Genomic DNA, 25,773 nt, shown 5'->3' with positions numbered 1-25,773 from the left:
GGTCGGGCCGCGCGACCCGGGAGTGCGGAATGTGGGGATCCCCCTTTACGGATGGCCGGCGGCGGGGCCGGAACGATGGAATGGGGCGCCTGGAGAGGCCAGGCCGGACGAAACGGGGTTACGGCACGGGATTTCGCGATGAAACCGCCATCACGCGGAAAGATCAGGAGGCTGGAGAAAGGTGGACTGCCCCTAGCTAACGCCTTCGCGGGGAGCGGGTCAAGTCTCTTCCGGCAAGTTTCTTTATCTTTTAGGGAAGGCGGAAAGCCGCATCCCACCTGGATCCTGTCGACCTTCAGATCGTCTTTTATCCGCGCCCGTCCGGCCGGAGGATCCCTATCATGGACCAGGTCCCCTTCCCCGGAACGCCCATGCGCCTCGCCCTTCTGGCCGACATCCACGCCAACCGGCGCGCGCTGGAGGCGTGCCTGGCCCACGCGCGGAACGCCGGAGCGGAGCGGCTGGTGTTCCTCGGAGACTACGTGGGCTACGGGGCGGAACCCGCGGCGGTGGTGGACCGGCTGATGGAGGAGTCCGCCCGGGGAGCCATCGCCATCGCGGGAAACCACGATCGGGCCGTGGCCGACCTGCGCGACGTCATGACCCCCGATGCGGAGACCGCCATGGCCTGGACGCGAGGCCAGTTGGGGCCCGCCGCCCGGGATTTCCTGGAGAGCCTGCCCCTCCGCTTCGAGGACGGCGATCGGCTGTACGTCCACGCCAGCCCCCAGACCTACCCTCCCTGGATCTACATCCGCGAGGGGCGGGATGCGCGGAGGGCGCTGGAGGCCAGCCGGGCCCAGACCATCTACTGTGGCCACACTCACGTGCCCGCGCTCCACGGGATCACCGCCACGGGGCAGCTGGTCTCCTTCGATCCCGTGCCCGGCGTTCCCATCCCCCTCCCTCGCCATCGGCGCTGGCTGACGGTGGTGGGCGCCGTCGGCCAATCCCGGGACGGCAATCCCGCCGCCGCCTACGCGCTGCTGGACACGGCCCGCGCCGAGATCACCCACATGCGCGTCCCCTACGATGTCGAAGCCGCCGCCGCCGCCGTGCTGGAAGCCGGTCTGCCCCCCGCCCTGGCGGAGCGGCTACGGAAGGGGGGCTGACGGTGGTGCCCGAGCGGCTCCGACCGGGCCTTCTCCTGGATGGGTTCCTCCTGGAGGAACGCATCCACCGCGGGGGGATGGCGGAGTTGTGGGCCGTGTCGCGATCGGACCTGGACCTGCCCCTCCTGATGAAACTGCCCGTCCTGTGCGAGGGCGTGGATCCCGCGGCCATCGTCGGCTTCGAGATGGAGCAGATGATCCTGCCGCGGCTGGAGGGCCCGCACGTCCCCCGTTTCGTCGCCCAGGGTGAAGCCGGAGACCGCCCCCACCTGGTGATGGAGCGGATTCCCGGTCCGTCCCTCCTGCCCGCCCTGCGGAACCTCCCCTGGCCCGCGGCCGACGTCGCCGCGTTGGGGGCCCGCCTGGCCGTCGCGCTGGACGCGCTGCATCGCCAGCACGTCATCCACTTCGACGTGAAGCCTTCCAACCTTCTCCAGCGGCCCACGGGGGAGATCGTCCTGGTGGACTTCGGGCTAGCCCGCCACGCCCAGCTCCCGGACCTGATGGGCGAGGAGTTCCGCCTGCCCTACGGCACCGCGCCCTACATGGCGCCGGAGCAGATCCTCGGCCACCGCAAGGATCCGCGCAGCGACCAGTTCGCCGCCGGCGTCCTGATGTATTTCTTCCTCACGGGCCGGCGCCCCTTCGGCGATCCCCAGCGGCTCCGCGGGCTCAAGCGCCGCCTGTGGCGGGATCCGGTCCCGCCCCGCCGCCTCCGGCCGGACTGCCCACCCTGGCTGCAGGAGGCGATCCTCCGCTGCCTGGAAGTCCATCCCGCCTGGCGCTATCCCACCGCCGCCCAGCTCGCCCTGGCATTGGCGGAACCCGGGCAGGTGACGCTCACCGCCCGGTCGGAGAAGCTCCGGCAGGATCCCTTCACCGCGGTCCTGCGCCGCCGGTTCGCGGATCCGCAGCACTTCGTGAGCGCAGCGAGCGCGCCGGCCCGCTCCGATGGCGACGCCCCGATCCTGGCGGTGGCCGTCGACCTGTCGGCGGAAGGAGCGCCCATCGCGGAGCAGCTCCGCGCCATGGTCGCCCGCATGCTCCCGGCCCTTCCGGGCGCGCGGGTGGCCTGCCTCAACGTCCTGAAGCAGGGGCGGATCAGCCTGGACCCGACCCTTGACGCCCAGGGACGGAACATCCACCTCCAGCGCCTGCTGGAGCTGAAGGCCTGGGGAGTGGGTCTGGGCCTGGAGGAGGGCCGCATCAGCTTCCATGTCCTGGAATCCCCCGATCCCGCCGCCGCCATCTTGCAGTACGCCAGCGCCAACCACGTGGACCACATCGTGATCGGGGCCCGGGCCAGCTCCCTCCGCCGGACGCTCCTGGGCAGCGTCTCCAGCCAGGTGGCCGCCCAGGCGAGCTGCACGGTGACGGTGGTGCGCTCCCGTCCCCAGGGCCGGACGCCACTCCCGGAAAAGGAAGCGGAGGAATCGGACGCGCCGTGGACCGTGGGCTGAGCGTACGCGAAACCGCCCCGGCAAGCCGGGGCGGTTCCCTGATGCGGCGGAATGCTACTCCGCGTCCTCGGCCTTGGGCTCGGGGAGGGTGTAGTCCACGAACTCGATGAGGGCCATGTCGGCCGCGTCGCCGAGGCGGTGGCCCATCTTGAGGATGCGGGTGTAGCCGCCGGGGCGGTTTTCGAAGCGCTTGCGGAAGTCGGCGCCGAAGAGCTTCTGGACGGCGTCCTTGCTTCCCAGGCGGGCCATCGCCAGGCGGCGATTGGCCACGCTGTCGGTCTTCGCGAGGGTGATGAAGGGTTCCACGAAGCCGCGAAGCTCCTTGGCCTTCACCAGGGTGGTCTCGATGCGCTCGCTCTGGATCAGGGCGGTCGCCAGGTTCTTCATGAGGGCCTTGCGCTGGTTGGTGGTGCGGCCCAGGCGCTTGCCGGAAACGTTGTGACGCATGGGGGCTCCTTACACTTCCTGCTCGAGCCGCATTCCGAGGGAGAGACCGATGCGAGCGAGCTCGTCCTTGATCTCCTGGAGCGACTTCTTGCCGAAGTTCTTGGTTTTCATCAACTCGGCCTCGGTCCGCTGGACCAGCTCGCCGATGGTGGTGATGTTCGCGTTGCGGAGGCAGTTGTTCGCCCGCACGGAGAGCTCAAGCTCCTCGACGGACTTGCCGAGCCAGGTGTTGGCGGCCTCGCTGCCGAGGGTCGCCCCGCCCATTTCCATCTCAGTGAAGTCCTCGTCCTGGCGGGCGAACACGAGGAAGTGGTCGCGCAGGATGAGGGCCGCGTCAGAGACGGCTTCCTTGGGATTGACGGCGCCGTTGGTCCACACCTGGAGCGTGAGCTTCTCGTAGTCGGTGCTCTGACCCACGCGGGCGGGCTCCACGATGTAGTTCACGCGGACGATGGGGCTGTGGTTGGCGTCCATGGGGATGAAGCCGATGCCCAGGCTCTCGTCATGGTTGCGGTCCGCGGTGACGAAACCGCGGCCCATGCGGACCACCATCTCGACTTCCAGCTCGCCCTCTTCGCCGAGCGTGGCGATGTGGATGTTGGGATCCACGACCTCCACGTTCTGGTTGCAGCGGATGGCGGCGGAAGTCACCGCGCCCTCGCCCTTGGCGGAGATGGTCACCGTCTGGGGCTCGCTGCTGTGCAGCTTGAAGGGCACTTCCTTGAGGTTCAGGAGGACGTGGGTGATGTCCTCCCAGACCCCGGGAAGGGTCGTGAACTCGTGCATGACGCCCTTGATCCGGACGTTCGTGACAGCCGCGCCCTGGATGCTGCTGAGCAGCACCCGGCGCAGGCTGTGCCCGACGGTCGTGGCGAAGCCACGCTCGAAGGGGTAGGCCACGAACTCTCCGTAGGAGTCCGTGAGGGACCCGGGGGTCACCTCCGCGAATCGCGGCCTCTGGAAATCGCTGAGGTTCAGCATCCTGCCCCCTTACTTGGAATACAGTTCAACGATCAGCTGCTCGTTGATGTCCAGAGTGATGTCTTCGCGGGTCGGGGTGGCGAGCACCTGACCCTTGAAGGCGGCGGCGTCCAGGGAAAGCCACTTGGGAATGCCGCGTCCGGCGGAGGTCTCGACGGAGGACTTGACCCCGTCGTTCTCGCGGGCGCGCCGACCCAGCTCCACCGCCTGCCCAGGCTTGACCTGGAAGGAGGGGATGTCCACTCGCTTGCCGTTGATCTGCACGTGGCCGTGCATGACCATCTGGCGGGCCGTGGCGCGGCTGGACGCGAAGCCCAGGCGGTAGACCACGTTGTCCAGGCGGCACTCGAGGAACCCGAGCAGGTTGTGGCCGGTGACGCCCTTCTTGGCGTCGGCCTTCTCGAAGTAGTGGCGGAACTGCTTCTCAAGCACACCGTAGATGCGCTTGACCTTCTGCTTCTCGCGGAGCTGGAGGGCGTAGCCCGTGGGCTTCTTGATCTTGCCGGCGCCGTGCTGGCCGGGGATCTTGCCCTTGCGGGTCTCGAACGAGCACTTTTCCTTGTAGCAGCGCTCGCCCTTGAGGTAGAGCTTCATGCCCTCGCGGCGGCAGAGGCGGCAAACGGCGTCTGTGTAACGTGCCATGTCTCTCCTCCTCTCTTAAACCCGGCGCCGCTTGGGCGGCCGGCAGCCGTTGTGGGGGATGGGGGTGACGTCGCGGATACTGGTCACCTGGATGCCGGCGGCGTTGAGGGCGCGGATCGCGCTCTCACGGCCGGCTCCGGGGCCCTTGACGCGAACGTCGACCGAGCGGACGCCCTGCTCCTTGGCGGCTTCGGCGGCGATGCCGGCGGCCACCTGGGCTGCGAAGGGCGTGCCCTTGCGGGTGCCGCGGAAGTTCTGGTTGCCGCTGGAAGCCCAGCAGAGCATGTTCCCCATCGGATCAGAGATGGAGATGATCGTGTTGTTGAAGGACGCCTGGACGTGAGCCACGCCGTGGGGGACGTTCTTCTTTTCCTTCTTCTTGACCACCTTCTTGCCGGCGGTCCGGGTCTGGGTCTTGGCCATGTGCTCCTCGCCTTACTTCTTCTTGCCGGCCACGGTGCGCCGCTTGCCCTTGCGGGTGCGGGCGTTGGTATGCGTGCGCTGACCGCGGACGGGCAGGCCCTTCCGGTGGCGCAGGCCCCGGTAGCACCCGATGTCCATGAGCCGCTTGATGTCGAGCGCGATGTTCTTGCGGAGGTCGCCCTCCACCGTCTCTTCCGCGGTGATGACGCGGCGGATGCGGCCGACTTCGTCCTCGGTCAGATCCCGAACCTTGGTGCCGAAGTCAACCTTCGCGCGGGTCAGGATGCTGTGCGCCTTGGCGCGGCCGATGCCGAAAATGTAGGTGAGCGCGATCTCGATGCGCTTGCCGATGGGCAGATCAATGCCTGAAATGCGTGCCATCGTGTCTCCTTAACCCTGACGCTGCTTGTGCTTGGGGTTCTTCTTGCAGATGATCCGGTTGATGCCTTCGCGCCGGACCACTTTGCAGTGCTCGCACAGCTTCTTGATGGAGGGCCGAACTTTCATGGTGTCCTCTCGTTTCGTTTACTTGAATCGGTAGATGATGCGGCCACGGGACAGGTCGTAGGGCGTGACTTCCACGAGGACCCGGTCACCGGGAAGGATGCGGATGAAGTTCTTGCGCATCTTTCCGCTGATGTGCGCCAGCACCTGGTGCTTGTTCTCCAGTTCGACCCGGAAGACGGCGTTGGGCAAGGCCTCGACCACTGTGGCTTCGAGCTCAATGGCTTCTTCTTTGCTCAAGCGCGTTCTCCGAAGACGTGACGCAGCGATTCAAACACCAGCTCCGGGGCGCGATTGCCATCCACGCTCCGGAAGGTCGGCCGATGCTTGTAGAAGCCGAGGAGCGGCTGGAAGGTCGAGTTGAACTCGCCCATCCGGCTCCGGAAGGCCTCGGAGGTGTCGTCGGAACGGTGCTTCAGGGGACTTCCGCACACGTCGCAGACACCGGCCTGCCTGGGGGGCTTGGATTCCAGGTGGTAGATGGCGCCGCAGGCATTGCTGCTGCAGACGCGCCGGCCCACCACGCGGGCTTCCAGCACCTCCTGGGGGACTTCGACCAGCACCACGTGACCCACCTTCATGCCCTTGGAGGAGAGGAAGTCTTCCAGGGCCTGAGCTTGCTGCAGGGTGCGGGGATAGCCGTCGAACAACACGTCAGAGCTTTCGTCCAGCAGCCGCGCGAAGACCAGGCCGTTGACGGTGTCGTCGTCCACCAGTTTGCCCTCGGCCATGATGGCTTTCGCCCTCAGGCCGATCTCCGTCCCTTTCGAGACGGCATCTCTCAGAATGTCACCGGTAGACAGGTGAGTCAAAGAGAATGTTTCCACCAGGCGCTTGGCCTGGGTGCCCTTGCCGGAGCCGGGGGCTCCGAGCAGGATGTGCGCCGTGAGGCTCATGCCGCCCCTCCGCGGGCCGAGCGGCCGCGGATGCGGCCCTTCTCGAGGAACCCGTCGTAGCGGCGCATGACCAGCAGGCTTTCCAGCTGGGCCGCGCTGTCCATGGCCACGCCCACCACGATCAGCAGGCTGGTGCCGCCGAAGTAGAAGTTGAGGCCCTGGATGTTGTTGGTGATGAGCAGGGGCACGAGGGAAACCAGGGCGAGGTAGATCGCGCCCACGAAGGTCAGCTTGGACAGGATCCCGTCCATGAAGACGCTGGTTTCCTTGCCCGGCCGGATGCCGGGAATGTAGCCCCCGGACCGCTTCATGTTCTCGGCGGTCTCATCGGGGTTGAACACGATGCTGGTGTAGAAGAAGGCGAAGAAGATCACCACGCTCACGAAGACCGGCGTGTAGACCCAGAAATGCGTCTGGGGGCTCACGTAGGCGGCCGCCTTGGCCAGCCATTCCCACCGCGTGAACTGGGCGATGGTGGCCGGGAAGAAGATCACCGAGCTGGCGAAGATGACGGGCATCACGCCGGCGGTGTTCAGCTTCAGGGGCATGTAGCTGCTTCGCTGGCTGGACATCCCGGCCGAATCCGCCCGGCGGGCGTAGTGGATGGGGATCCGCCGGTAGGCGTTCTCCACCATCACCACCGCCAGCAGGACCACGATCATCGCCGCGATGAGCAGGATGAAGATGCCCGGAGGCGGAACGTTCGGGGCGTTCCTGAGCGACTGGGCGATCATCACGCTCAGCGTGGTCACGCCCTGGGGCAGGCCCGCCACGATGCCCGCGAAGATCAGCAGGGAGATCCCGTTCCCGATGCCCCGTTCCGTGATCTGCTCGCCGATCCACATGACGAACAGCGTGCCCACGGACAGGGTGAAGGCCGCCAGGAGGCGGAACCCCGTCGGAGAGAGGGAACTGGTCACCACCTCGAGGCCAGGCGCGTTCTGGCTCTGGGCCAGGGACGCGATGCCAAGGCCCTGGACGAAGGCCAGGAGCACGGTGAGGTAGCGGGTCCACTGGTTGATCTTCTGCCGGCCGGCCTCGCCTTCCTTCTTCTGGAGGTTCTCCAGATAGGGCACCACCGCCCCCATCAACTGCAGCACGATGCTGGCCGTGATGTAGGGGGCGATGCCGAGGGCGAAGACCGAGAACTTCTTGAACGCGCCGCCGGAGAACAGATCGACGACGTCGAACAGCCCGCCGCCCCCGCGGCGGAGGGCCGCCTGCAGGTTCTCGGCGTTCACCCCGGGCACGCTGACGTGCACGCCCAGCCGGTAGATGGCCAGGAGGATCAGGGTGAAGAGGAGCCGCTTGCGCAGCTCCGGAATGGCGAAGAGGTTCTTGAGGCGACTCATCGTCCGTTACTCGGCCGACTTCGCGCTGGACTCCTGGGCGCGGGGTTCCTGAATGGTGCCGCCCTTGGCCAGGATGGCTTCACGGGCGCCCTTGGTAATCCGGTCGGCCACGACGTTCACCTTGGTGGTGAGTTCGCCGCTGGCCAGCACCACGATCTTCTCGACGCGGGAGTTCACCAGCTTCTTGGCGCGGAGCGCCTCGAGGGTGACCGTCTCCCCATCCTTGAAGTGGATGGAGATGAGGCTGAGGGTGATCTCCTTGGTCTCGGGAGCGAAGATGTTGGTGAAGCCGCGCTTGGGCAGGCGACGGACGAGGGGCATCTGGCCGCCCTCGAAACCGCGCTTGCTGCGGTAGCCGGAGCGGGACTTCTGGCCCTTTTCGCCGCGGCCGGAGGTCTTGCCCAGGCCGGAGCCCTTGCCGCGCCCGAGGCGCTTCCGAGTCTTGGTGGCGCCCTCAGCGGGCTTGAGTTCGTTGAGCTTCATGACCTACCCCTTCACCTTAACGTCGATGAGATGAGGAACGAGCTTGACCATCCCGTGGACGTTGGGGGTGTATTCGCATTCGCGGGTATCGCCGGGCCGCTTCAGACCGAGGGTCTGCATGAAGGCGCGGTGCTTGGGAGTGGTGCAGATGATGGAGCGCTTGAGGGTCAGCACCACCTGCTTGCCGATGAACTGCGACATGTTAAACCTCCGCCTGGTCCAGGCCCCGGTTGGTCAGGACCGTGTAGGGATCCATGAGGCCCTTCAGCCCCTCGAACGTGGCGCGAACCACGTTGTGGGGATTGGAGGAGCCCAGGCTCTTCGTCATCACGTTGTGGACGCCGGCGGCCTCCATGATGGCGCGCACCGCGGCGCCGGCGATGATGCCGGTGCCCTCGGGGGCCGGCTTCAGCAGCACGCTGCCGGAGCCGAAGATGCCCGTCACCGGGTGCGGCAGGCTGCCGTTCGGGGTGAGGGGAACCCTGATCATGTTGCGCTTGGCGCTCTCGATGCCCTTCTTGATGGCGGAGGGCACTTCGAGGGCCTTGCCGAGGCCGAAGCCGACCTTGCCGTTGCCGTCGCCCACGACCACCAGCGCGGAGAAGGAGAAGTTCTTGCCCCCCTTTACCACCTTGGTGACGCGGCCCACGTAGATGACCTGGTCCTTGAATTCCCCGGCTTCGGAGTTGCGGGTTTCTTTGTTGTCCTTGAGCTCTGCAGTCGCCATGGTGATCCCCTAGAACTGGAGCCCGGCTTCGCGGGCGCTGTCAGCCAGCGCCTTGACGCGGCCGTGGTAGACGTAGCCGTTCCGGTCGAACACCACGGAGGTGATGCCCTTCTCCTTCAGGCGGGCGGCAATGCTCGCACCGACGGCCTTGGCGGCCTCGATGTTGGCGCCGTTCTTGAGCGAGCCGCGGAGATCCTTCTCCAGGCTGCTGGCGGAAGCCAGGGTGATGCCCTTGGTGTCATCCACCGCCTGCACGTAGATCCGCTTCAGGCTCTTGTAGATGGTGAGGCGGGGACGCTCCGGGGTGCCGCTCACGCGGCCGCGGATGCGGGCCTTGGTCTTGTCACGTCGAATGTTGATGTCGTTCGCCATGGGTTCCCCTTACTTCCCGGTCTTGCCGGCCTTGCGGCGGATGACTTCGCCGGTGTACATGACGCCCTTGCCCTTGTACGGCTCGGGCTTGCGGAACTTCCGGATGTCGGCGGCGACCTGGCCCACCAGCTGCCGGTCGATGCCGGTCACGACGATGTGGGTGGTCTTCTCGACGGCCATCTGGATGCCGGCGGGCGCCTCGTACTTGATGGGGTGGCTGTAGCCCAGCTCGAGGTTGAGCTTGGCCCCGTCCATGGCGGCCTTGTAGCCGACGCCGACGATGTCCAGTTCCTTCTTCCAGCCGTCGGTCACGCCGATGACGGCGTTGCCGAGCAGGGCGCGGGTGAGGCCGTGGTAGGCCCGGGTCTGGGCTTCGTCATTGGCGCGGGTGAGGTTCACGGAGTCGGCCTGGACGTCGAGCGTGATCCCCGCGGGGATCGGGCAGGTGAGCTTGCCCTTGGCGCCCTCGACGACGGCCTCGGACCCGGTGACGGTGACCTTCACGCCCTTGGGCAGTGTCACGGGCTTCTTTCCGATTCGAGACATGGTGGATTCCTTAGATGAGGGCGGAGGTTCCGCCCATTTCAGGATTGGGTTACCAGACGTGGGCGAGGACTTCGCCGCCGACGTTCTGCTTCTTGGCGTCCTTGCCCGTCAGGAGACCCTTCGGGGTGGACACGATGGCGATGCCGAGGCCCCCGTTCACGTCGGGGATCTCCTGCGCGCCGGAGTAGATGCGAAGGCCGGGACGGGACACGCGGCGCAGGCCGTGGATCACGTTCTCCTTGTCCTTCACGTACTTCAGGTTGAGGATCAGGTACTCGCGGCCCTCGTGCTCCACCTGCTTGTAGGAGTGGATGTAGCCCTCCTGCTTCAGGATGCCGCAGAGGCCGGCCTTGATCTTGGACGCGGGGACGACGACGGCATCGTGACCGGCCATGATGCCGTTGCGAATGCGCGTGAGGTAGTCAGCGATGGGATCGGTATGCATGGTCCCCTCTCCTTACCAGCTGGACTTCTGGACGCCCGGCAGCTCGCCGTTGAGGGCGAACTTGCGGAAGCACAGACGGCAGAGTTCAAACTTGCGCATGAAGCCCCGAGGCCGGCCGCAGCACTTGCAGCGGTTGCGGTGCTGGGTCGAGAACTTCGGCTTGCGCGAATCCTTGACGATCTTGGAAATCTTGGCCATCGGTATGATCTCCTTAGCCTATTTGCGGAAGGGCATACCGAGGTGGGCGAGCAGGGCCCGCGCTTCGGCGTCGTTGGCGGCGGTGGTCACGAACGTGATGTTCATGCCCTTCATCTTGTCCACCTTGGAGTAGTCGATCTCCTGGAAGATCAACTGGTCCTTGAGGCCGAGGGTGTAGTTGCCGCGGCCGTCGAAGGACTTGGTGGGCACGCCGCGGAAGTCGCGGACGCGGGGAAGGGAAAGGCTGACGAGGCGGTCGAAGAACTCCCACATGCGGGGACCGCGCAGGGTCACCATGCAGGCGATGGGCATCCCGGCGCGCAGCTTGAACTGCGCGACGCTCTTCTTGGCCTTGCGCACGACGGCCTTCTGGCCGGCGATGGCGGTCAGCTCGTCCACGGCCACATCCAGGACCTTGATGTTCTGGATGGCGTCGCCGACGCCCATGTTGATGACGATCTTCTGCAGGCGGGGAACCTGCATGGCGGAGGAGAATGCGAATTCCTCCGTGAGCTTCGACACCACCTCCTGGTGGTAGCGAGCCTTGACGCGGGGCTCCGCGTGGCCTTGCGTGGCAGTCATGGATTCCTCCATTTCCGTGGGGCGGCTATGCCCCAGGGGTTCGGGAGAGCGAGGGGGCTTGGGACGGCGGTCCGGCCCGTTTCCCCCCAACCTCAGTTGTCATGGCGCGGGATGCGCCCTGGAAACTCCGCCCCGCGCACGGGACAGAATGAACATTCTTGCACAGAAGCCGTTTCCGCAGAAATCAAATTCCCAGGAAAACAGTGAGTTCGGAGCGGGCTCAGCCCGTTCCGAACCCGGGGGTCCGGGGGCGTGCGCATAGCGCAACCCCCCGGAGAACATTACGCCCGCTTGCGGGTGCCCTTGCCGGTCGTGGGGTCGAGCAGCATGACGTTGGAGGCGTGGATGGGGGATTCCTTCTCCACGATTCCGCCGCCCTCGCCGGTCTGGGGATTGGGCTTGGTGGCCTTCTTGATCACGTTGAGCCCGGCCACGACCACCCGGTTGGTGGAGGGGCTGACCTTGGTGATGGTTCCGGTCTTGCCCTTTTCCTTGCCGGCGATGACGACGACCTGGTCGCCCTTCTTGAGCTTCATCTTGGTGGTGGTGACTTCCATTACAGCACCTCAGGGGCGAGGGAGACGATCTTCATGTACTTCCGCTCGCGGAGCTCGCGGGCCACGGGGCCGAAGACGCGGGTCCCGACGGGCTCGCCATCCTTCTTGATGATGACGGCGGCGTTCTCGTCGAAGCGGATGTAGGAGCCGTCCTTGCGGCGGTAGGCCTTGCGCTGGCGGACGATCACCGCCTGCACCACGGCCTTCTTCTTGACGGTGCCGCCGGGGATCGCTTCCTTGACGGAGGCGGTGATCACGTCGCCGAGCTGGGCGATCTTGCCGACGCCCCCGCCCAGGGGCAGGATGCAGCAGATCTTCTTGGCGCCGGAATTGTCGGCGACGGTGAGCATGGTTCCCATCTGGATCATGTGAGCTCCTTACTCGCCGGCCTTCTGGACGATCTCGAGGACCATCCAGCGCTTGCGCTTGGAAAGGGGGCGGGTCTCCACGATCTTGACCGTATCGCCGATGGCGCAGGCGTTGGTCTCGTCGTGAGCCATGAACTTGGCGGTCTGCTTGACCGTGCGGTGGTAGAGCGGGTGCTGGAACTTGCGCTCCACCTTCACCACCACGGTCTTGTCGGCCTTGTTGGAGACCACGACGCCGTTGCGGATCATCTTGTTTTCGAGGCTCATGGGATCTCCTAGGCCAGCTTGGTAGCCAGGGCGGTTTTGACGCGGGCGAGTTCCCGGCGAGTCTTGCGGATCTCGGCGGTGTTCTCGACCTGGCCCACGGCGTGCTGGAAGCGGAGGGTGAAGCGCTTGGCGGCCAGTTCGGCCTCCAGCTGCGCGAGCTCCTCGACGCTCTTGCCGGTCAATTCGGAAAAGGGATTCTTCTTGGACATGGCTCTCACTCCTCCGGCGGCGTGCGGCTGACGAATTCGGACGCCACGGACAACTTCATCTGGGCGAGCCGCAGGGCTTCGCGCGCGATTTCCTCGGTGACCCCTTCCATTTCGAAGAGGATGCGACCGGGGCGGATCACCGCCACCCAGCCGTCCGGAGCTCCCTTGCCGGAACCCATGCGGGTTTCCGCGGGCTTCGACGTGGTGGGCCGATCGGGGAAGATGCGGATCCAGATCTTGCCGCCGCGCTTGATGTGGCGGGTCATGGCGATACGGGCGGCTTCGATCTCGCGGTTCGTGAGCCAGCAGTGCTCCATCGCCTTGAGGCCGAAATCGCCGAAGGCGAGATCATTGCCGCGGGTGGCGACGCCGCGCGTGCGGCCCTTCTGGGTTTTGCGGTTCTTGACCTTCTTGGGCATCAGCATAGGGTCACCTCAGCGCTTCACGGTCTCGGCAACCTGGTCGCCCAGGTTCACCCAAACCTTGATGCCGATGATCCCGTAGGTCGTGCGGGCCTCGGCGAAACCGTAGTCAACGCCCGCGCGGATGGTCTGCAGGGGCATCTGGCCGGAGAGGTAGTCCTCGGTCCGGGCGATCTCGGCGCCGTTCAGGCGGCCGGAGACCTTGATCTTGAAGCCCTTGGCGCCGAAGCGGATCGCGGCTTCCTCAGCCTTGCGCATCGCGCGGCGGAAGGCGATGCGGCGCTCGAGCTGCTGGGCCACGCCCTCGGCCACGAGCTGGGCATCGACTTCAGGCTTCTTGATCTCCTGGATGTCGACGGACACGGGGCGGTTCAGGCGCTTCTGGAGGTCTTCGCGCAGCTTGTCGATCTCGGCGCCCTTGCGGCCGATCACGATGCCGGGGCGGGCGGTGAAGATGCGCACGGTGACCTTGTCCGCGGCGCGCTCGATGTCGATCTTCGAGATCATCGCGTTGAGGCTGTGCAGCTGTTTCTTCAGTTCGCGGCGCAGCTTGAGATCCTCGTGCAGCAGCGCGGAGTACTCGCGCTTGGAGAACCACTTGCTGTGCCAGTTCTTCTGATGGACGAGGCGGAACCCGTACGGGTGGACCTTCTGACCCATGACTACTCCTCCCCGGCCGCGGCGAGCTGGATGGTGATGTGGCAGGTGCGCTTCTGGACCCGGTAGGCCCGGCCCATGGGCGCAGGGCGGACGCGCTTCATGCGGAAGCCCTCGTCCACGAAGGCGGTCTTCACCATCAGGGCGTCGGGGTTGACGGAGGGATTCTTGTCGATGGCGTTGGCCACGGCGGAATCCAGGAGCTTGCGGATGGGGGCGGCGGCGTACTTCTTGGCCTGGGTGAGAACCCACTGGGCCTCGCCGACCTGCTTGCCGCGAATCATGTCCACCACGAGGCGGGCCTTCTGGGCCGAGCCGCGCAGGTGGCGAACGGTGGCGGTGGAAACGATCTCAGCCATCGTCACTTCCCCTTCGCCTTGGTGTCAGCCTTGCCCGCGTGCCCCTTGAAGGTGCGGGTCAGGGCGAATTCGCCCAGCTTGTGGCCGATCATGTTCTCGGTGACATACACAGGAATGAACTTGTTGCCGTTGTGAACGGCGAGGGTCAGTCCGATCATCTGCGGAACGACCGTCGAACGGCGGGACCAGGTCTTGATCACGCGCTTGTCGTTGGCCGCCTGGGCGACTTCCACCTTCTTCTGGAGGTGGGCGTCAATGAACGGGCCTTTTTTCAGGGAACGTGCCATTGTCGGGCCTCCTAGTTGATCCGCTTGACGATGAACTTGTCCGTGCGCCGGTTGCCGCGGGTCTTGTAACCGCGCGTCGGCTGACCCCAAGGGGTCACGGGGTGGCGTCCGCCGGAGGTGCGGCCTTCGCCGCCGCCGTGCGGGTGGTCGACGGGGTTCATCACCACGCCTCGGACGGTCGGGCGGATGCCCTTCCAGCGGGTGCGGCCGGCCTTGCCGAGCTGCACGTTCTCGTGCTGGAGGTTGCCGACGGTCCCGATGGTCGCGTAGCACTCCAGGTGGATCTTGCGGATCTCGCCGGAGGGCATGCGGAGCTGGGCGTAGTCGTCTTCCTTCGCCACGAGCTGGGCGAAGGTGCCGGCGGCGCGGGCGATCTGGCCGCCCTTGCCCGGCTTCATCTCGATGTTGTGCACGGTGTTGCCGACCGGGATGTTGCGCAGGGGGAGCGCGTTGCCCACCAGGATGTCGGCGTTCTTGCCGGCCACCACGGTGCGGCCCACTTCGAGGCCGTCGGGGGCCAGGATGTAGCGCTTCTCGCCGTCCGCGTAGACCAGCAGGGCGATGCGGGCGGTGCGGTTGGGGTCGTACTCGATGGTGGCCACCTTGGCGGGCACTTCGAGCTTGTTGCGCTTGAAGTCGATGATGCGGTACTGGCGCTTGTGGCCCCCGCCGATGTGGCGGGTGGTGATCCGGCCGGTGTTGGAACGGCCGCCAGTGCGGTTCTTCTTGGCGATCAGGGAGCGCTCGGGGGCGTCCGTGGTGATCTCCTCGAAGCCGAACTTGGACATGCCGCGCTGACCGGGGGTCGTGGGCTTGAGCTGCTTGATGCTCATGGTTGTCCTCTTGCCTCAGGGTTGAAAAGGGCGGGCGATAGTGGGCAAAGCTTGTCCGTCCGCCATAGGAGATGCGTCGTCGCCTACTCGGCCGCGGGGGCGCCTTCGGCGAGCTCGACGTAGGCCTTCTTCCGGGGGCCGGAGGTCCCCACGAAGCGGCCCAGGCGCTTGGTCCGGCTGGGGATCCGCACGGTGCGGATGGCCTTCACCTTGGACTGGAGCAGGAGCTCCACGGCTTCCTGGATCTGGTGCTTGGTGGCCCAGGTGGCGACTTCGAACACCTGGATGTTCTTTTCCCGCAGGATCTGGCCCTTCTCCGTGAGGAGGGGCTTGCGGATCACGTCGAAGATCTTGGTCATGGCTTCACCACTTCCTGGAGGGCCAGGACGGCTTCCTTGGAGAAGATCACCTGGTCGTACTTGAGGAGCTCATAGACGTTGACGCCCAGGCTCTCGATGGTCTGCAGCTTGGGGTTGTTGCCGGCGGCCATGGAGAGCTTCTCGCTGGCCTCGGTGCCCACCAGGAGGGCGGAACCGGTGATGCCGAGCTTGCCGAGGGTCTGAATGAAGGCCTTGGTCTTGTGGGACGCGATGTCCCAGTTCTCGACCACCGTCACCTGGCCGCTCGCCAGCTTGGCGGACAGCGCGTTGCGCAGGGCCGCGCGGCGGGCCTTCTTGGGGAAGGCGTAGTCGTAGGAACGGGGGTGGGGACCATGGACGGTGGCGCCGCCCTTCCACAGCGGGCTGCGGATGGAGCCCATGCGGGCGCGGCCGGTGCCCTTCTGCTTCCACAGCTTCTTGCCGGAGCCGCTGACTTCCCACTTGTCCTTGGTCTTGGCGGTGCCGGCGCGGCGCTTCGCCAGGAAGTGGCGGACCGCTTCCCAGATCAGGTGCTGGTTCAGGTCCTCGAGCTTGAACACCTCGGGCAGGAGATCGACAGTGCCGACCGACTGGTTGTCGAAGTTGACGACGGGGTGCTGGAACGCTGCCATCCTAGGCCTCCTGCTTGATGACGATGTACCCACCCTTGGGGCCGGGGACGGCGCCCTTGATGAGCAGCAGGTTGTTCTCGACGTCCACCTTGGCGATCTCCAGGTTGCGGACGGTCACCTGGGCATCGCCCATGTGGCCGGCCATGCGCATTCCGGGGAACACGCGGCTGGGGTAGCTGGATCCGCCGATGGAGCCGGGAGCGCGGTGGAACATGGAGCCGTGGGTCGCGCGGCCGCCGGCGAAGTGGTGCCGCTTGATGACGCCGGCGAAGCCCTTGCCCTTGCTGATGCCGGTGACGTTCACCTTGGTCTTCGCCTCGAAGGCGCTCGCCAGGACGCTATCGCCGGGCTGGGCGGCACTGGAGGCATCCACCTTGATCTCGCGGATGACGCGAAGCGGGGCGATGCCCAGCTTCTCGCAGTGGCCCTTCTCAGCCTTGGAGGCGCGCTTGCCGCCGTTGGGGTCCACGAAGCCGATCTGCACGGCCTCGTAGCCGTCCTTGGCGGACGTCTTGCGCTGAACGATGACGCAGGGACCGGCCTGGATGACGGTCACCGGGACGATCTGCCCCTGCTCATTGAAGATCTGGGTCATTCCCAGCTTCTTGCCGATGATTCCTTTGGACATGTCTTCTCCCCTCCCTTACCGGTTGCCCTGGCGGCTGAAGACCTTGATCTCGACGTCGACACCCGCGGGGAGGTCGAGGCGCATCAAGGTGTCCACGGTGTTCTGAGTCGGATTCAGGATGTCGAGCAGCCGCTTGTGCGTGCGGATCTCGAACTGATCGCGGCTCTTCTTGTCCACGTGGGGGGAACGGTTCACGGTGTACTTGTTCGTCCGGGTGGGCAGGGGAATGGGCCCGGCCACCTGGGCGCCCGTGCGCTTGGCCGTGTCCACGATCTCGCGGGTGCTCTGGTCGAGCAGACGGTGATCGAAGGCACGCAAACGGATGCGGATGTTGTCTTTCATGCTCACTCCATTGGGACGGCAGACCCGTCCATAGACGTGGGGCGTTGACCGCCCAAGTGGATCCATCCCGGAAACGGGGACAGGGCTGATCAGCATAACAAAAGCCGCTGTAAATTCAACGGCTTTTTAGAAGAACGCACGACCTCCCGGAGGAGGAAGCGGTGGATCAGGAGGCCCGGCAACCCGAAGGTTCGAAGAACGGCCTCACCCCGAGAGGGGCTAGAACTGCAGGTAAAACAAGAATGCTTGAAGTTGTCAGCATCGAGGGACCGGCTTTGCCAGACCGAGATGCGGGGGTGCGGGGGTGTTCGCGCAGCGTCAGCGGAGCGTGGAACCCCCGCCGATTACTTGGCGCCCTTGACCTTGGCCACGATCTCTTCGGCCACGTTGCGGGGCGCTTCCTCGTAGTGCGAGAACTGCATGGTGTAGTTGCCGCGGCCCTGGGTCATGCCGCGCAGGGTGGTGGAGTAGGCGAACATCTCGGCGAGGGGCACCTTGGCGGTGACCACCTTGGAGCCCGCGCGGTCCTCCATGTTCTCGATGCGGCCGCGGCGGCTGTTCAGGTTGCCGATGACGTCGCCCATGTAATCCTCGGGGACCACGACCTCGACGGCCATGATCGGCTCGAGGATCACGGGGGAGGCCTTCTCGCAGCCCGCCTTGAAGCCCATGGAGCCGGCGATCTTGAACGCCATTTCGTTGGAGTCCACGTCGTGGTAGCTGCCGTCGAAGATGGTGACCTTGATGTCGACGCAGGGGTAGCCCGCGAGGACGCCGGACTGCATGGCTTCCTGGATGCCCTGGTCGGTGGGCTTGATGTATTCCTTGGGAACCACGCCGCCCTTGATGTCGTTGACGAACTCGTAGCCCTTGCCGGCCTCGTTGGGCTCGATGATGAGCTTGACGTGGCCGTACTGGCCGCGACCGCCGGACTGACGCACGAACTTGCCTTCGGCTTCGACCCGCTTCCGAATCGTCTCGCGGTAGGCCACCATCGGCTTGCCCACGTTGGCCTCGACCTTGAACTCGCGCATCATGCGGTCGACGATGATCTCGAGGTGGAGCTCGCCCATCCCGGCGATGATCGTCTGGTTGGTCTCGGGATCGGTCTTCACCTTGAAAGTGGGATCCTCCTGGGCCAGGCGGCTGAGGGCGACGCCCATCTTCTCCTGGTCGGCCTTGGTCTTGGGCTCGATGGCCACCTGGATCACGGGATCGGGGAAGTCCATGGACTCCAGGATCACGGGGTGGTTCTCGTCGCAGATGGTCTGCCCGGTGAGGACATCCTTGAGGCCCACGGCAGCGCCGATGTCGCCGGTGCGGACTTCCTCGATGTCCTCGCGCTTGTTCGCGTGCATCTGGAGGAGGCGCCCGATGCGCTCGCGGCGGCCCTTGGCGGGGTTGTAGACGCCGGAACCGGCGGCCAGCACGCCCGAATAGACGCGCAGGAAGGCCAGCGAACCCACGAAGGGATCGGCCATGATCTTGAAGATGAGGGCGCTGAAAGGCTCGCTGTCGTCAGCCTTGCGCTCGGCCTCGTTGCCATCCTCGTCCACGCCCTTGATGGCCGCGATGTCGAGGGGCGAAGGCATGTAGCTCACCACCGCGTCGAGCATGGGCTGGACGCCCTTGTTCTTGAAGGCGGAGCCGCACATCATCGGCGTGAAGGTCAGGTTGATGCAGCCCTTGCGGATGCCCGTGCGGACCTCGTCCTCGGTCAGCTCTTCGCCGCCCAGGTACTTGTCCATCAGGGTGTCGTCGGTCTCGGCGACCATTTCGATCATCTTCTCGCGCCACTCCTTGGCGGTCTCCACCAGATCGGCGGGGATCTCACCGTAGAGGACCTTGAAGCCCTTGTCGGCCTCGTCGAAGGTGAGGGCCTTCATCATCACGAGATCGACCACGCCCTTGAACTCGTCCTCGGCGCCGATGGGGATCTGGATGGGCATGGGGCGCGCCTTCAGGCGGCTCTGCATCATCTCCACCACCCGGAAGAAGTTCGCGCCGGGGCGGTCCATCTTGTTCACGAAGGCCATGCGGGGCACGCCGTACTTGTCGGCCTGGCGCCACACGGTCTCGGACTGGGGCTCGACGCCGCCCACGGCGCAGAACACGGCGCAGGCACCGTCGAGGACGCGCAGGGAGCGCTCCACCTCGGCGGTGAAGTCCACGTGGCCGGGGGTGTCGATGATGTTGATGCGGTGCTCCACGCCCTTCAGCTGGCCCGTCTGGGGGGTCCAGGCGGCGGTGATGGCGGCGGACGTGATGGTGATCCCGCGCTCCTGCTCCTGCACCATCCAGTCGGTGGTAGCCGCGCCCTCATGCACCTCGCCGATCTTGTGGATCTTGCCGGTGTAGTAGAGGATGCGCTCCGTCGTGGTGGTCTTGCCGGCATCGATGTGCGCCATGATGCCGATGTTCCGGTAGCGCTCGAGGGGGGTCTGGCGGGCCACGTCGGCCTCCTGAATAGGGGATTCGGTGCGGAAAGGATCGAAAGGGATCGGTCGTCAAGAAAGGGGCCGCCGCGGAGCGGCGGCCCTTTCCGTCGGACGGGCTGCTACCAGCGGAAGTGGGCGAAGGCCTTGTTGGCTTCGGCCATCTTGTGGACGTCGTCCTTCTTCTTGATCGCGGCGCCGCGGAAGTTCATGGCGTCCAGAATCTCGCCCGCCAGCTTGTCGCGCATGGTGCGCTCGCCGCGGGAGGCGGAGTAGGTCTTCAGCCAGCGCATGGCCAGGGACTGGCGGCGGTTCTGGGGAACCTCCACGGGCACCTGGTAGGTGGCGCCGCCCACGCGGCGGGACTTGACTTCCACCGTGGGCTTGATGTTGTTCAGGGCCTTCTGGAAAGCCTCGAGGGCCTCTTCGCCGGACTTCTTGGCGACGATTTCCAGCGCTCCGTAGAGGATGCGCTCGGCGGTGGCCTTCTTGCCGCGCTCCATCAGGATGTTGACGAACTTGGAGACGGTGAGGCTGTTGTAGACGGGATCCGGGAGGATCTCACGCTTGGCGGGTGCGGAACGGCGAGCCATGGTTTACCTCCCCTACTTCTTCTTGGCCGGCGCGGCGCCAGCCTTGGGGCGCTTGGCGCCGTACTTGGAGCGGGACTGGTTGCGGCCCGCGACACCGGTGGCGTCGAGGGTGCCGCGCACCACGTGGTAGCGCACGCCCGGCAGATCCTTCACGCGGCCGCCGCGGATGAGCACGATGCTGTGCTCCTGCAGGTTGTGGCCCACGCCGGGGATGTAGGTGGTGCACTCGATGCCGTTGGTGAGGCGCACGCGGGCCACCTTGCGAAGCGCGGAATTCGGCTTCTTGGGGGTGGTGGTGAACACGCGGGTGCACACGCCGCGCTTCTGCGGGCAGGCGTCGAGCGCGGGGCTCTTGGTCTTGTTCTGGAACGTCTTCCGCCCGAGGCGGATCAGCTGATTGATGGTAGGCACACCATCCTCCAAGGAAGGCACCGGTGGATCCGGGCCTGGGCCCGAGAGGTTCCTGCGGAGACCGGGGAACGTCGGACGGATGAAAAACCTGCGCCGGCCCACGGGGCCGGAACCATCTAGGCTAACGGAAAGAGCCCGGAAGTCAACGCATCAGGTCGAAATGGGACGGACATCACCGCCCCGCGTCAACCCGCCAGCGGACATCCGCAGCCGCCCGCGGCGCACCCGTGGCCCTTGGACGTTTCCTTGGGAGCGTCGGCCTTGGCCGCCGGAGAAGCCGCCGCCGGCTCGGAAGCCGACCCCTTGTACCAACCGTCCCCCGCCAGGGCGAAGGCGGAAACCGAGGCCTGGCGCTTCATCCCCTCGGCGGCGCCGCAGACCGGGCACGCGTGGAAGAGGGGCGCGGACAGCGTCTCCAGCCGCTCCTCGGGCTGGCCGCAAGCTTCGCAACGGTATTCATAGAGCGGCATGGCACACTTCTCCCGGGACCCTTTTCCCGAATCCTTCATGGTATCCCGACCCTTTCGATGCCGTCACCCACCCGTTTCTTCCAGACTCCCGAAGCCTTTCTCGCGGCCCTCCCCCGCCCGAAGACGCTGTGCTTCACCAACGGGTGCTTCGACCTCATCCATCCCGGCCACGTCCAGTACCTCGCCGACGCCCGCGCCCTGGGCGACTTCCTGGTGGTGGGCCTGAACAGCGACGCCTCCGTGGCGCGGCTGAAGGGAACCGGCCGGCCCCTGCAGGACGAGGCGGCGCGCGCCGCCGTCCTCCTCGGCCTGCGGAGCGTGGACGCCGTGGTCCGCTTCGACGAGGACACGCCCCTCGCGCTCATCGCGGCGCTCCAGCCCGACGTCCTGGTCAAGGGCGGGGACTACACGCCGGAGACAGTGGTGGGACGCGACGTGGTGGAGGGCCGCGGAGGGCGGCTGGTCCTCATCCCCTTCCTGCCCGGGCACAGCACCTCCCGCATCGAACAGCGGATCCGCACCGGCCGCGGCGTGACGATCGAATAGACCCTTCGGATGACGCGGGAAAATCGGAGTCCGGGTAGGCTGGCCCCCTGACCCGTTCTGGGCCGCTTTCGTCGGAGGTTCCATGCGTCACCGCGCTGTCCTCACCCTAGCCTTCCTGGCGCTGCCCCTGGCGGCCCAGGACATCACCGGCGGTCTCTACACCGGCCTCTCCCTTCCCGGCGGCGACCTGAAGGACAAGTCCGGATGGGGCACCAACCAGTTCTTCGGCGTCCACGTCGGCGGACACCTCGAATTCCCCATCGCGCCCCGCCAGGAGATCCGCGCGCACCTCACCTACCAGTCGTTCCCCGGCTCGGGCTGGGGCGGGTTCGAGAACGCCCAGAACGACTTCAAGATCCTGCAGGCCGGCGCCGACTGGGTCTACCGCTTCCGCAGCCCGAACCTGGGCTGGTACGCCCTCGCCGGCGCCAGCCTCAACAGCGTCAAGAACGACTGGGAGTACACCGACGGCGCGGGGATCCGCCGCGGCGGCAGCTACAGCCAGAGCGGAAAGCTGGGCGCGCGCGGCGGCGCGGGCTACATCTTCAATCGCAACTTCTCGGTGGAAGGAACGCTGAACCAGGTCTTCGTGGACAAGCACGGCGGCGACGGGTTCAACTTCGACACGGCCACCTGGCTCCAGGCGAGCGCCGTGTTCCGGTTCGGGCGGTAGCCGAACAGCGACCAAAGAAAAGGGCCGCGGATGCGGCCCTTTTCTTTTCGCTTCCCGCGGACTAGACCAGGGGAGACAGGAGCTGCCAGTACTTCGGCAGGGGCCACAGGTCGGCGTCGCAGGCCTCTTCGAGGCGATCCAAGACTTCGCGGAGGGCGTGCTTCGCTTCGTTCACCTTCGCGCCGAAGGCGCCGGTGCGGGCGTGGAGGTCTTCCAGCCCCTCCGCCTCCGCGAGGGCCGCCTTCATCTCCAGCAGGCGGGACTGCGCTTCCCCGGCCAGCGTGGCCTGGACCTGCAGGGCGGCCTTCAGGGTCTCGGGCACGGTGATGCCCGCGGCCGCCAGCTTGGCCAGGCTCTCGGCGCGAGCGCCGAGGTCCGCCGTGATGGAAGGCAGGATCTGCGTTTCCGCCATCTCGCGCAGGACCTGGGTCTCGATGGCGATGGCCTTCTGGTACTGCTCGTGGCGGATGTGGAGGCGGGACTCCAGTTCGCCCACGGACAGGATGCCGCCGCGGGAGAACACGGTCTTGGAGGCCTCCTCCTCCCAGATGGGAAGGGCGGCCACGGTGTCCTTGGCGTGGGGCAGCCCGCGGCGCTCGGCCTCGGCCTTCCACTCGTCCGCATACCCGTTGCCCTCGAAGCGGATGGCCTTGGTCTCGATGATCGTCTGGCGCACCACGACCATCACCGCCGCCTTGTGCTCCTTGCCGGCCGCGATCTCGGTCTCCAGGCGACCGTTCAGGACTTCCAGCGCCTCGGCCACGGCGGCGTTGATCACCGTGAGCGGGAGGGCGATGGGCTGGCTGGAACCCACGGCGCGGAACTCGAACTTGTTGCCCGTGAACGCGAAGGGGCTGGTGCGGTTGCGGTCCGTGGCGTCCTTCTCGATGCGGGGCAGGTTGCCGATTCCCAGGTCGAGGATCCGCTGGATGGAGGCGTCCGCCGCGTCGCCCTTCTCGATGGCGTCGAGGATGTGGCTGAGCTGCGCGCCGAGGAAGGCCGACATGATGGCCGGCGGCGCCTCGTTGGCGCCCAGGCGGTGGTCGTTGCCGGCGCTGGCGATGGCGGCGCGGAGCAGGCCGCCGTGGGTGTGGATGGCCTTGAGGGTGGCGCTCAGGAAGTACAGGAACTGCAGGTTCTCCTCGGGGGTCTGGCCCGGCTCCAGCAGGTTCTGGCCCTCGTCGGTGGCCAGGCTCCAGTTGACGTGCTTGCCGCTGCCGTTGACGCCGGCGAAGGGCTTCTCGTGCAGCAGGATCGCCAGGCCGTGGCGCTCGCCCACGGACTTGAGGATCTCCATCAGGAGCTGGTTGTGGTCGCTGGCGAGGTTGGCCGCCTCATAGATGGGCGCGATCTCGAACTGGTTGGGGGCCACTTCGTTGTGGCGGGTCTTGGCGGGGATGCCGAGCTTGAAGCACTCCAGCTCGACTTCCTGCATGAAGCCCAGGACGCGCTCCTTGATGCTGCCGAAGTAGTGGTCCTCCAGCTCCTGGCCCTTGGGCGGCTTGGCGCCCTGGAGGGTGCGGTTGGCGAACATCAGGTCGGGCCGCTGCTGGGCCAGCTCCAGGTCCACCGCGAAGTACTCCTGCTCGGGACCGCACTGGGCCACGACGGAATCCGCCTTGGCGCCTAGGAGGGAGAGGGCCTCCACCGCGCGGCGGGAGATCGCCTCCATGGAGCGGAGAAGGGGCACTTTGTGGTCCAGCGCCTCGCCGTGGTACCCGACGAAGGCGGTGGGGATGCACAGGGTCTTGCCGAGGGGCCCTTCCATCAGGAAGGCCGGGCTCGCCGGATCCCAGGCGGTGTAGCCGCGGGCCTCGAAGGTGGCGCGGAGACCGCCGCTGGGGAAGGAACTGGCGTCGGGCTCGCCCTGGATGAGCTGGCTGCCGCTGAAGCGCTCGACGACCTGGCCCGGCTCGTCCCAGGTGATGAAGGCATCGTGCTTCTCGGCGGTGGCGCCGGTCATGGGCAGGAACCAGTGGGTGAAGTGGGTGCAGCCCCGCTCGAGGGCCCACTCCTTCATGGCGAGCGCCACGCTCTTCGCCACCTCCGGCGACAGGGCCTCGCCGCGCTTCAGCGCCAGGCGGTAGGCCTTGTAGACGTCCTTCTGCAGCCGTTCGCGCATGGTGCTTTCGCTGAACGTGTTGCAGCCGAAGTACTGGCTGATCTTGGTCTGGTCCAGCCGTGAGATGCTGGAGTGCTCGAGCGCCTGCGCCTTGGCCATGTGTGTCCCCCCCTTGGACGATGAGGCATGAATCCACCTAGACCTGGACCGATGCCCGTCCCCGGGGGGCGGCCATCGGATTCCCACATCCACCTGGACCCTGCGATCCACCCCCAGGATAGCCCCAACGCCCTTGTGGCGACAGGGTTTAATACGTCCCCCACGGCGATTTCCCGTCTTGACGACCTTCAGGTCCGGCAAGACGGCCTTCCCCGCCTCGCCGCCCTCGCGTGGGAACGCGCCGCCTTCGCCGAAGTCTTCGATCGCCCCGAGCCCGGGGAGCGCATCCGCCGCTTCCTGGGGAAGGCCTAGAATGGAAGAGCCATGGACCTGACCGCCCCCTACGTCCCCGACCTCGAAAGCATCCCCGCCGGCCTCGACCTGCCCGCGGAGATCCGCCGCCTGAAGGCCGAGCGCCGCGCGGTTCTGCTGGCCCACTACTACCAGGAGCCCGAGATCCAGGATCTGGCGGACTTCGTGGGCGACAGCCTCCAGCTGAGCCAGCAGGCCGCCAAGGCCGACGCCGACGTCATCGCCTTCTGCGGCGTGCACTTCATGGCGGAGACCGCCAAGATCCTCAATCCCGGCAAGACGGTGGTGATCCCCGACATGGACGCGGGGTGCAGCCTCGCGGACCGCTGTTCGGCGGAGGTCTTCGAGCGGTGGCTGGAGCAGTACCCCGATCACGACGTGGTGAGCTACATCAACTGCTCCGCGGGCGTGAAGGCGCTGAGCACCATCATCTGCACCAGCAGCAACGCCGTGCGCGTCGTCGAGAGCCTCCCGCGCGACCGCAAGCTCGTCTTCGCCCCCGACCGCCACCTCGGCAAGTGGGTCATGAAGCAGACCGGGCGGGACATGGTCCTGTTCCCGGGCTTTTGCATCGTCCATGAGCAGTTCACCGCCAAGCGGCTGGCGGTGCTGAAGGCCCAGCACCCCGGCGCCAAGCTCATCGCCCACCCCGAGTGCGACGCCACCGTGAGCCAGCTGGCGGATTTCGTGGGCTCCACCGCGGCCCTGCTCAACTTCGTGGCCCAGGACGAAGCGACGTCTTTCATCGTCGCCACGGAGGCGGGCATCCTCCACCAGATGCGTCAGCGGCGGCCCGGGGCCGAACTGATTCCCGCCCCGGCGGACAGCGGGTGCAACTGCAGCCTGTGCCCCTACATGAAGCTCAACACCCTGGAGAAGCTCTACCTCTGCCTGCGGGACCTGCAGCCGGAGATCCAGTTGGACGAGACCATCCGCCGGAAGGCCCTGAAGCCCCTGGAACGGATGCTGGCGCTGGGCTGATCGCGCCGCGGGGCCAACGCCGCTAAGCTGGCGGAATCCCC

General features: G+C 66.4%; 40 protein-coding genes and 1 pseudogene. 6 read left to right on the top strand and 35 right to left on the bottom strand.

Annotation, left to right across the window (positions count from 1 at the left end; translation table 11 throughout):
- Window positions 1–341: 341 nt before the first annotated feature.
- Window positions 342–1,112: a metallophosphoesterase family protein gene (locus tag RAH39_RS01070; RefSeq protein WP_306590946.1), complete on the top strand. Its 771-nt coding sequence runs from the start codon at window positions 342–344 to the stop codon at window positions 1,110–1,112.
- A 5-nt stretch (window positions 1,113–1,117) separates the two neighbouring features.
- Complete coding sequence (locus tag RAH39_RS01065; protein WP_306590945.1) at window positions 1,118–2,572, top strand: serine/threonine protein kinase; 1,455 nt, start codon at window positions 1,118–1,120, stop codon at window positions 2,570–2,572.
- 54 nt (window positions 2,573–2,626) lie between these two features.
- Here the strand turns inward: RAH39_RS01065 and rplQ are convergent, their stop codons facing one another.
- From rplQ to RAH39_RS00895, 34 genes are all read right to left on the bottom strand, one after another.
- On the bottom strand, window positions 2,627–3,019 hold the full coding sequence (gene rplQ / locus RAH39_RS01060; RefSeq protein ID WP_306590944.1) for a 50S ribosomal protein L17: 393 nt from the start codon (window positions 3,017–3,019) through the stop codon (window positions 2,627–2,629).
- A 9-nt stretch (window positions 3,020–3,028) separates the two neighbouring features.
- Window positions 3,029–4,000 (bottom strand): DNA-directed RNA polymerase subunit alpha, encoded by a 972-nt coding sequence (locus RAH39_RS01055; protein WP_306590943.1) that lies wholly within the window; start codon window positions 3,998–4,000, stop codon window positions 3,029–3,031.
- A gap of 9 nt (window positions 4,001–4,009) precedes the next feature.
- Entirely contained in the window at window positions 4,010–4,642 is a 633-nt protein-coding gene (gene rpsD / locus RAH39_RS01050) for a 30S ribosomal protein S4 (protein ID WP_306590942.1), read from the bottom strand.
- Between the two features lie 15 nt (window positions 4,643–4,657).
- Window positions 4,658–5,065: a 30S ribosomal protein S11 gene (gene rpsK, locus RAH39_RS01045; RefSeq protein ID WP_243303191.1), complete on the bottom strand. Its 408-nt coding sequence runs from the start codon at window positions 5,063–5,065 to the stop codon at window positions 4,658–4,660.
- Window positions 5,066–5,077: 12 nt separating this feature from the next.
- Entirely contained in the window at window positions 5,078–5,446 is a 369-nt protein-coding gene (gene rpsM / locus RAH39_RS01040; RefSeq protein WP_306590941.1) for a 30S ribosomal protein S13, read from the bottom strand.
- Between the two features lie 9 nt (window positions 5,447–5,455).
- Window positions 5,456–5,572: a 50S ribosomal protein L36 gene (rpmJ, locus tag RAH39_RS01035; protein ID WP_243288424.1), complete on the bottom strand. Its 117-nt coding sequence runs from the start codon at window positions 5,570–5,572 to the stop codon at window positions 5,456–5,458.
- Between the two features lie 18 nt (window positions 5,573–5,590).
- Window positions 5,591–5,809: a translation initiation factor IF-1 gene (gene infA, locus RAH39_RS01030; protein WP_306590940.1), complete on the bottom strand. Its 219-nt coding sequence runs from the start codon at window positions 5,807–5,809 to the stop codon at window positions 5,591–5,593.
- Window positions 5,806–6,465, bottom strand: coding sequence for an adenylate kinase (locus RAH39_RS01025; RefSeq protein WP_306590939.1), 660 nt, complete (start codon window positions 6,463–6,465; stop codon window positions 5,806–5,808). Before RAH39_RS01025 ends, infA begins: the two co-directional genes overlap by 4 nt.
- Window positions 6,462–7,817: a preprotein translocase subunit SecY gene (gene secY, locus RAH39_RS01020; RefSeq protein ID WP_306590938.1), complete on the bottom strand. Its 1,356-nt coding sequence runs from the start codon at window positions 7,815–7,817 to the stop codon at window positions 6,462–6,464. Before secY ends, RAH39_RS01025 begins: the two co-directional genes overlap by 4 nt.
- Before the next feature lie 6 nt (window positions 7,818–7,823).
- Window positions 7,824–8,300: a 50S ribosomal protein L15 gene (gene rplO, locus RAH39_RS01015; protein ID WP_306590937.1), complete on the bottom strand. Its 477-nt coding sequence runs from the start codon at window positions 8,298–8,300 to the stop codon at window positions 7,824–7,826.
- 3 nt (window positions 8,301–8,303) lie between these two features.
- Window positions 8,304–8,501, bottom strand: coding sequence for a 50S ribosomal protein L30 (gene rpmD / locus RAH39_RS01010; RefSeq protein ID WP_306590936.1), 198 nt, complete (start codon window positions 8,499–8,501; stop codon window positions 8,304–8,306).
- 1 nt (window position 8,502) lies between these two features.
- The gene (gene rpsE / locus RAH39_RS01005; protein WP_306590935.1) at window positions 8,503–9,027 is read right to left on the bottom strand and encodes a 30S ribosomal protein S5; all 525 of its coding nucleotides are present in this window, start codon (window positions 9,025–9,027) and stop codon (window positions 8,503–8,505) included.
- Between the two features lie 9 nt (window positions 9,028–9,036).
- Window positions 9,037–9,399, bottom strand: coding sequence for a 50S ribosomal protein L18 (gene rplR / locus RAH39_RS01000; protein WP_306590934.1), 363 nt, complete (start codon window positions 9,397–9,399; stop codon window positions 9,037–9,039).
- A gap of 9 nt (window positions 9,400–9,408) precedes the next feature.
- Window positions 9,409–9,945: a 50S ribosomal protein L6 gene (gene rplF, locus RAH39_RS00995; protein ID WP_306590933.1), complete on the bottom strand. Its 537-nt coding sequence runs from the start codon at window positions 9,943–9,945 to the stop codon at window positions 9,409–9,411.
- Between the two features lie 49 nt (window positions 9,946–9,994).
- Complete coding sequence (gene rpsH / locus RAH39_RS00990) at window positions 9,995–10,390, bottom strand: 30S ribosomal protein S8 (protein ID WP_306590932.1); 396 nt, start codon at window positions 10,388–10,390, stop codon at window positions 9,995–9,997.
- A 12-nt stretch (window positions 10,391–10,402) separates the two neighbouring features.
- Window positions 10,403–10,588, bottom strand: coding sequence for a type Z 30S ribosomal protein S14 (locus RAH39_RS00985; RefSeq protein ID WP_026852743.1), 186 nt, complete (start codon window positions 10,586–10,588; stop codon window positions 10,403–10,405).
- Between the two features lie 18 nt (window positions 10,589–10,606).
- Complete coding sequence (gene rplE / locus RAH39_RS00980) at window positions 10,607–11,170, bottom strand: 50S ribosomal protein L5 (protein WP_306590931.1); 564 nt, start codon at window positions 11,168–11,170, stop codon at window positions 10,607–10,609.
- Between the two features lie 281 nt (window positions 11,171–11,451).
- Window positions 11,452–11,727, bottom strand: a complete 276-nt coding sequence (rplX, locus tag RAH39_RS00975) for a 50S ribosomal protein L24 (protein ID WP_306590930.1) — start codon at window positions 11,725–11,727, stop codon at window positions 11,452–11,454.
- Complete coding sequence (gene rplN, locus RAH39_RS00970; protein ID WP_026852746.1) at window positions 11,727–12,095, bottom strand: 50S ribosomal protein L14; 369 nt, start codon at window positions 12,093–12,095, stop codon at window positions 11,727–11,729. The genes rplX and rplN overlap by 1 nt, the downstream gene beginning before the upstream one ends.
- Window positions 12,096–12,104: 9 nt before the next feature.
- Window positions 12,105–12,362: a 30S ribosomal protein S17 gene (gene rpsQ / locus RAH39_RS00965; protein ID WP_306590929.1), complete on the bottom strand. Its 258-nt coding sequence runs from the start codon at window positions 12,360–12,362 to the stop codon at window positions 12,105–12,107.
- A gap of 8 nt (window positions 12,363–12,370) precedes the next feature.
- Window positions 12,371–12,571 carry a 50S ribosomal protein L29 gene (gene rpmC, locus RAH39_RS00960; protein ID WP_306590928.1) on the bottom strand — a complete coding sequence of 67 codons (201 nt, stop codon included), beginning with the start codon at window positions 12,569–12,571 and terminating at the stop codon, window positions 12,371–12,373.
- Between the two features lie 5 nt (window positions 12,572–12,576).
- Window positions 12,577–12,996, bottom strand: coding sequence for a 50S ribosomal protein L16 (gene rplP, locus RAH39_RS00955; protein WP_285576787.1), 420 nt, complete (start codon window positions 12,994–12,996; stop codon window positions 12,577–12,579).
- A gap of 9 nt (window positions 12,997–13,005) precedes the next feature.
- Window positions 13,006–13,653 carry a 30S ribosomal protein S3 gene (gene rpsC, locus RAH39_RS00950; protein ID WP_306590927.1) on the bottom strand — a complete coding sequence of 216 codons (648 nt, stop codon included), beginning with the start codon at window positions 13,651–13,653 and terminating at the stop codon, window positions 13,006–13,008.
- Window positions 13,654–13,655: 2 nt separating this feature from the next.
- Window positions 13,656–14,009 carry a 50S ribosomal protein L22 gene (gene rplV / locus RAH39_RS00945; protein WP_306590926.1) on the bottom strand — a complete coding sequence of 118 codons (354 nt, stop codon included), beginning with the start codon at window positions 14,007–14,009 and terminating at the stop codon, window positions 13,656–13,658.
- 2 nt (window positions 14,010–14,011) lie between these two features.
- Complete coding sequence (gene rpsS / locus RAH39_RS00940) at window positions 14,012–14,296, bottom strand: 30S ribosomal protein S19 (RefSeq protein ID WP_026852752.1); 285 nt, start codon at window positions 14,294–14,296, stop codon at window positions 14,012–14,014.
- Between the two features lie 11 nt (window positions 14,297–14,307).
- Complete coding sequence (gene rplB / locus RAH39_RS00935; RefSeq protein ID WP_306590925.1) at window positions 14,308–15,129, bottom strand: 50S ribosomal protein L2; 822 nt, start codon at window positions 15,127–15,129, stop codon at window positions 14,308–14,310.
- A gap of 83 nt (window positions 15,130–15,212) precedes the next feature.
- Window positions 15,213–15,488 (bottom strand): 50S ribosomal protein L23, encoded by a 276-nt coding sequence (locus RAH39_RS00930; RefSeq protein WP_306590924.1) that lies wholly within the window; start codon window positions 15,486–15,488, stop codon window positions 15,213–15,215.
- Window positions 15,485–16,120, bottom strand: a complete 636-nt coding sequence (gene rplD, locus RAH39_RS00925; protein ID WP_306590923.1) for a 50S ribosomal protein L4 — start codon at window positions 16,118–16,120, stop codon at window positions 15,485–15,487. Before rplD ends, RAH39_RS00930 begins: the two co-directional genes overlap by 4 nt.
- Before the next feature lies 1 nt (window position 16,121).
- A complete protein-coding gene (gene rplC, locus RAH39_RS00920; protein ID WP_306590922.1) occupies window positions 16,122–16,748 on the bottom strand; it encodes a 50S ribosomal protein L3 in 627 nt (208 codons plus the stop codon).
- Window positions 16,749–16,763: 15 nt separating this feature from the next.
- Window positions 16,764–17,090 carry a 30S ribosomal protein S10 gene (gene rpsJ, locus RAH39_RS00915; RefSeq protein WP_043483643.1) on the bottom strand — a complete coding sequence of 109 codons (327 nt, stop codon included), beginning with the start codon at window positions 17,088–17,090 and terminating at the stop codon, window positions 16,764–16,766.
- Between the two features lie 344 nt (window positions 17,091–17,434).
- Complete coding sequence (gene fusA, locus RAH39_RS00910) at window positions 17,435–19,543, bottom strand: elongation factor G (RefSeq protein ID WP_306590921.1); 2,109 nt, start codon at window positions 19,541–19,543, stop codon at window positions 17,435–17,437.
- Between the two features lie 104 nt (window positions 19,544–19,647).
- Entirely contained in the window at window positions 19,648–20,118 is a 471-nt protein-coding gene (rpsG, locus tag RAH39_RS00905; protein WP_306590920.1) for a 30S ribosomal protein S7, read from the bottom strand.
- A gap of 12 nt (window positions 20,119–20,130) precedes the next feature.
- Window positions 20,131–20,529 (bottom strand): 30S ribosomal protein S12, encoded by a 399-nt coding sequence (rpsL, locus tag RAH39_RS00900; protein WP_026852760.1) that lies wholly within the window; start codon window positions 20,527–20,529, stop codon window positions 20,131–20,133.
- Between the two features lie 185 nt (window positions 20,530–20,714).
- Window positions 20,715–20,999 carry an FmdB family zinc ribbon protein gene (locus tag RAH39_RS00895; RefSeq protein ID WP_306590919.1) on the bottom strand — a complete coding sequence of 95 codons (285 nt, stop codon included), beginning with the start codon at window positions 20,997–20,999 and terminating at the stop codon, window positions 20,715–20,717.
- Window positions 21,000–21,113: 114 nt separating this feature from the next.
- Between RAH39_RS00895 and rfaE2 the strand changes: the two are divergent.
- Both rfaE2 and RAH39_RS00885 read left to right on the top strand, forming a co-directional pair.
- Window positions 21,114–21,545 (top strand): annotated as a pseudogene (gene rfaE2, locus RAH39_RS00890) (D-glycero-beta-D-manno-heptose 1-phosphate adenylyltransferase); the annotation flags it as partial.
- An 82-nt stretch (window positions 21,546–21,627) separates the two neighbouring features.
- Window positions 21,628–22,218, top strand: a complete 591-nt coding sequence (locus RAH39_RS00885; RefSeq protein ID WP_306590917.1) for an outer membrane beta-barrel protein — start codon at window positions 21,628–21,630, stop codon at window positions 22,216–22,218.
- Window positions 22,219–22,279: 61 nt separating this feature from the next.
- Here the strand turns inward: RAH39_RS00885 and RAH39_RS00880 are convergent, their stop codons facing one another.
- Complete coding sequence (locus tag RAH39_RS00880; RefSeq protein WP_306590916.1) at window positions 22,280–24,439, bottom strand: glutamine synthetase III family protein; 2,160 nt, start codon at window positions 24,437–24,439, stop codon at window positions 22,280–22,282.
- A 135-nt stretch (window positions 24,440–24,574) separates the two neighbouring features.
- On the opposite strand from RAH39_RS00880, the gene RAH39_RS00875 reads away from it, so the two are divergent.
- Both RAH39_RS00875 and nadA read left to right on the top strand, forming a co-directional pair.
- Complete coding sequence (locus RAH39_RS00875; protein ID WP_306590915.1) at window positions 24,575–24,751, top strand: hypothetical protein; 177 nt, start codon at window positions 24,575–24,577, stop codon at window positions 24,749–24,751.
- A gap of 12 nt (window positions 24,752–24,763) precedes the next feature.
- Entirely contained in the window at window positions 24,764–25,732 is a 969-nt protein-coding gene (gene nadA / locus RAH39_RS00870) for a quinolinate synthase NadA (RefSeq protein WP_306590914.1), read from the top strand.
- The last annotated feature ends 41 nt before the right edge of the window (window positions 25,733–25,773 follow it).

Source organism: Geothrix sp. 21YS21S-4 (genome assembly GCF_030845995.1).
In the GTDB taxonomy this organism is placed as follows: domain Bacteria; phylum Acidobacteriota; class Holophagae; order Holophagales; family Holophagaceae; genus Geothrix.
Note: the sequence above shows the minus strand (reverse complement) of the source record. Positions and strands in the feature narration are given on the sequence as shown.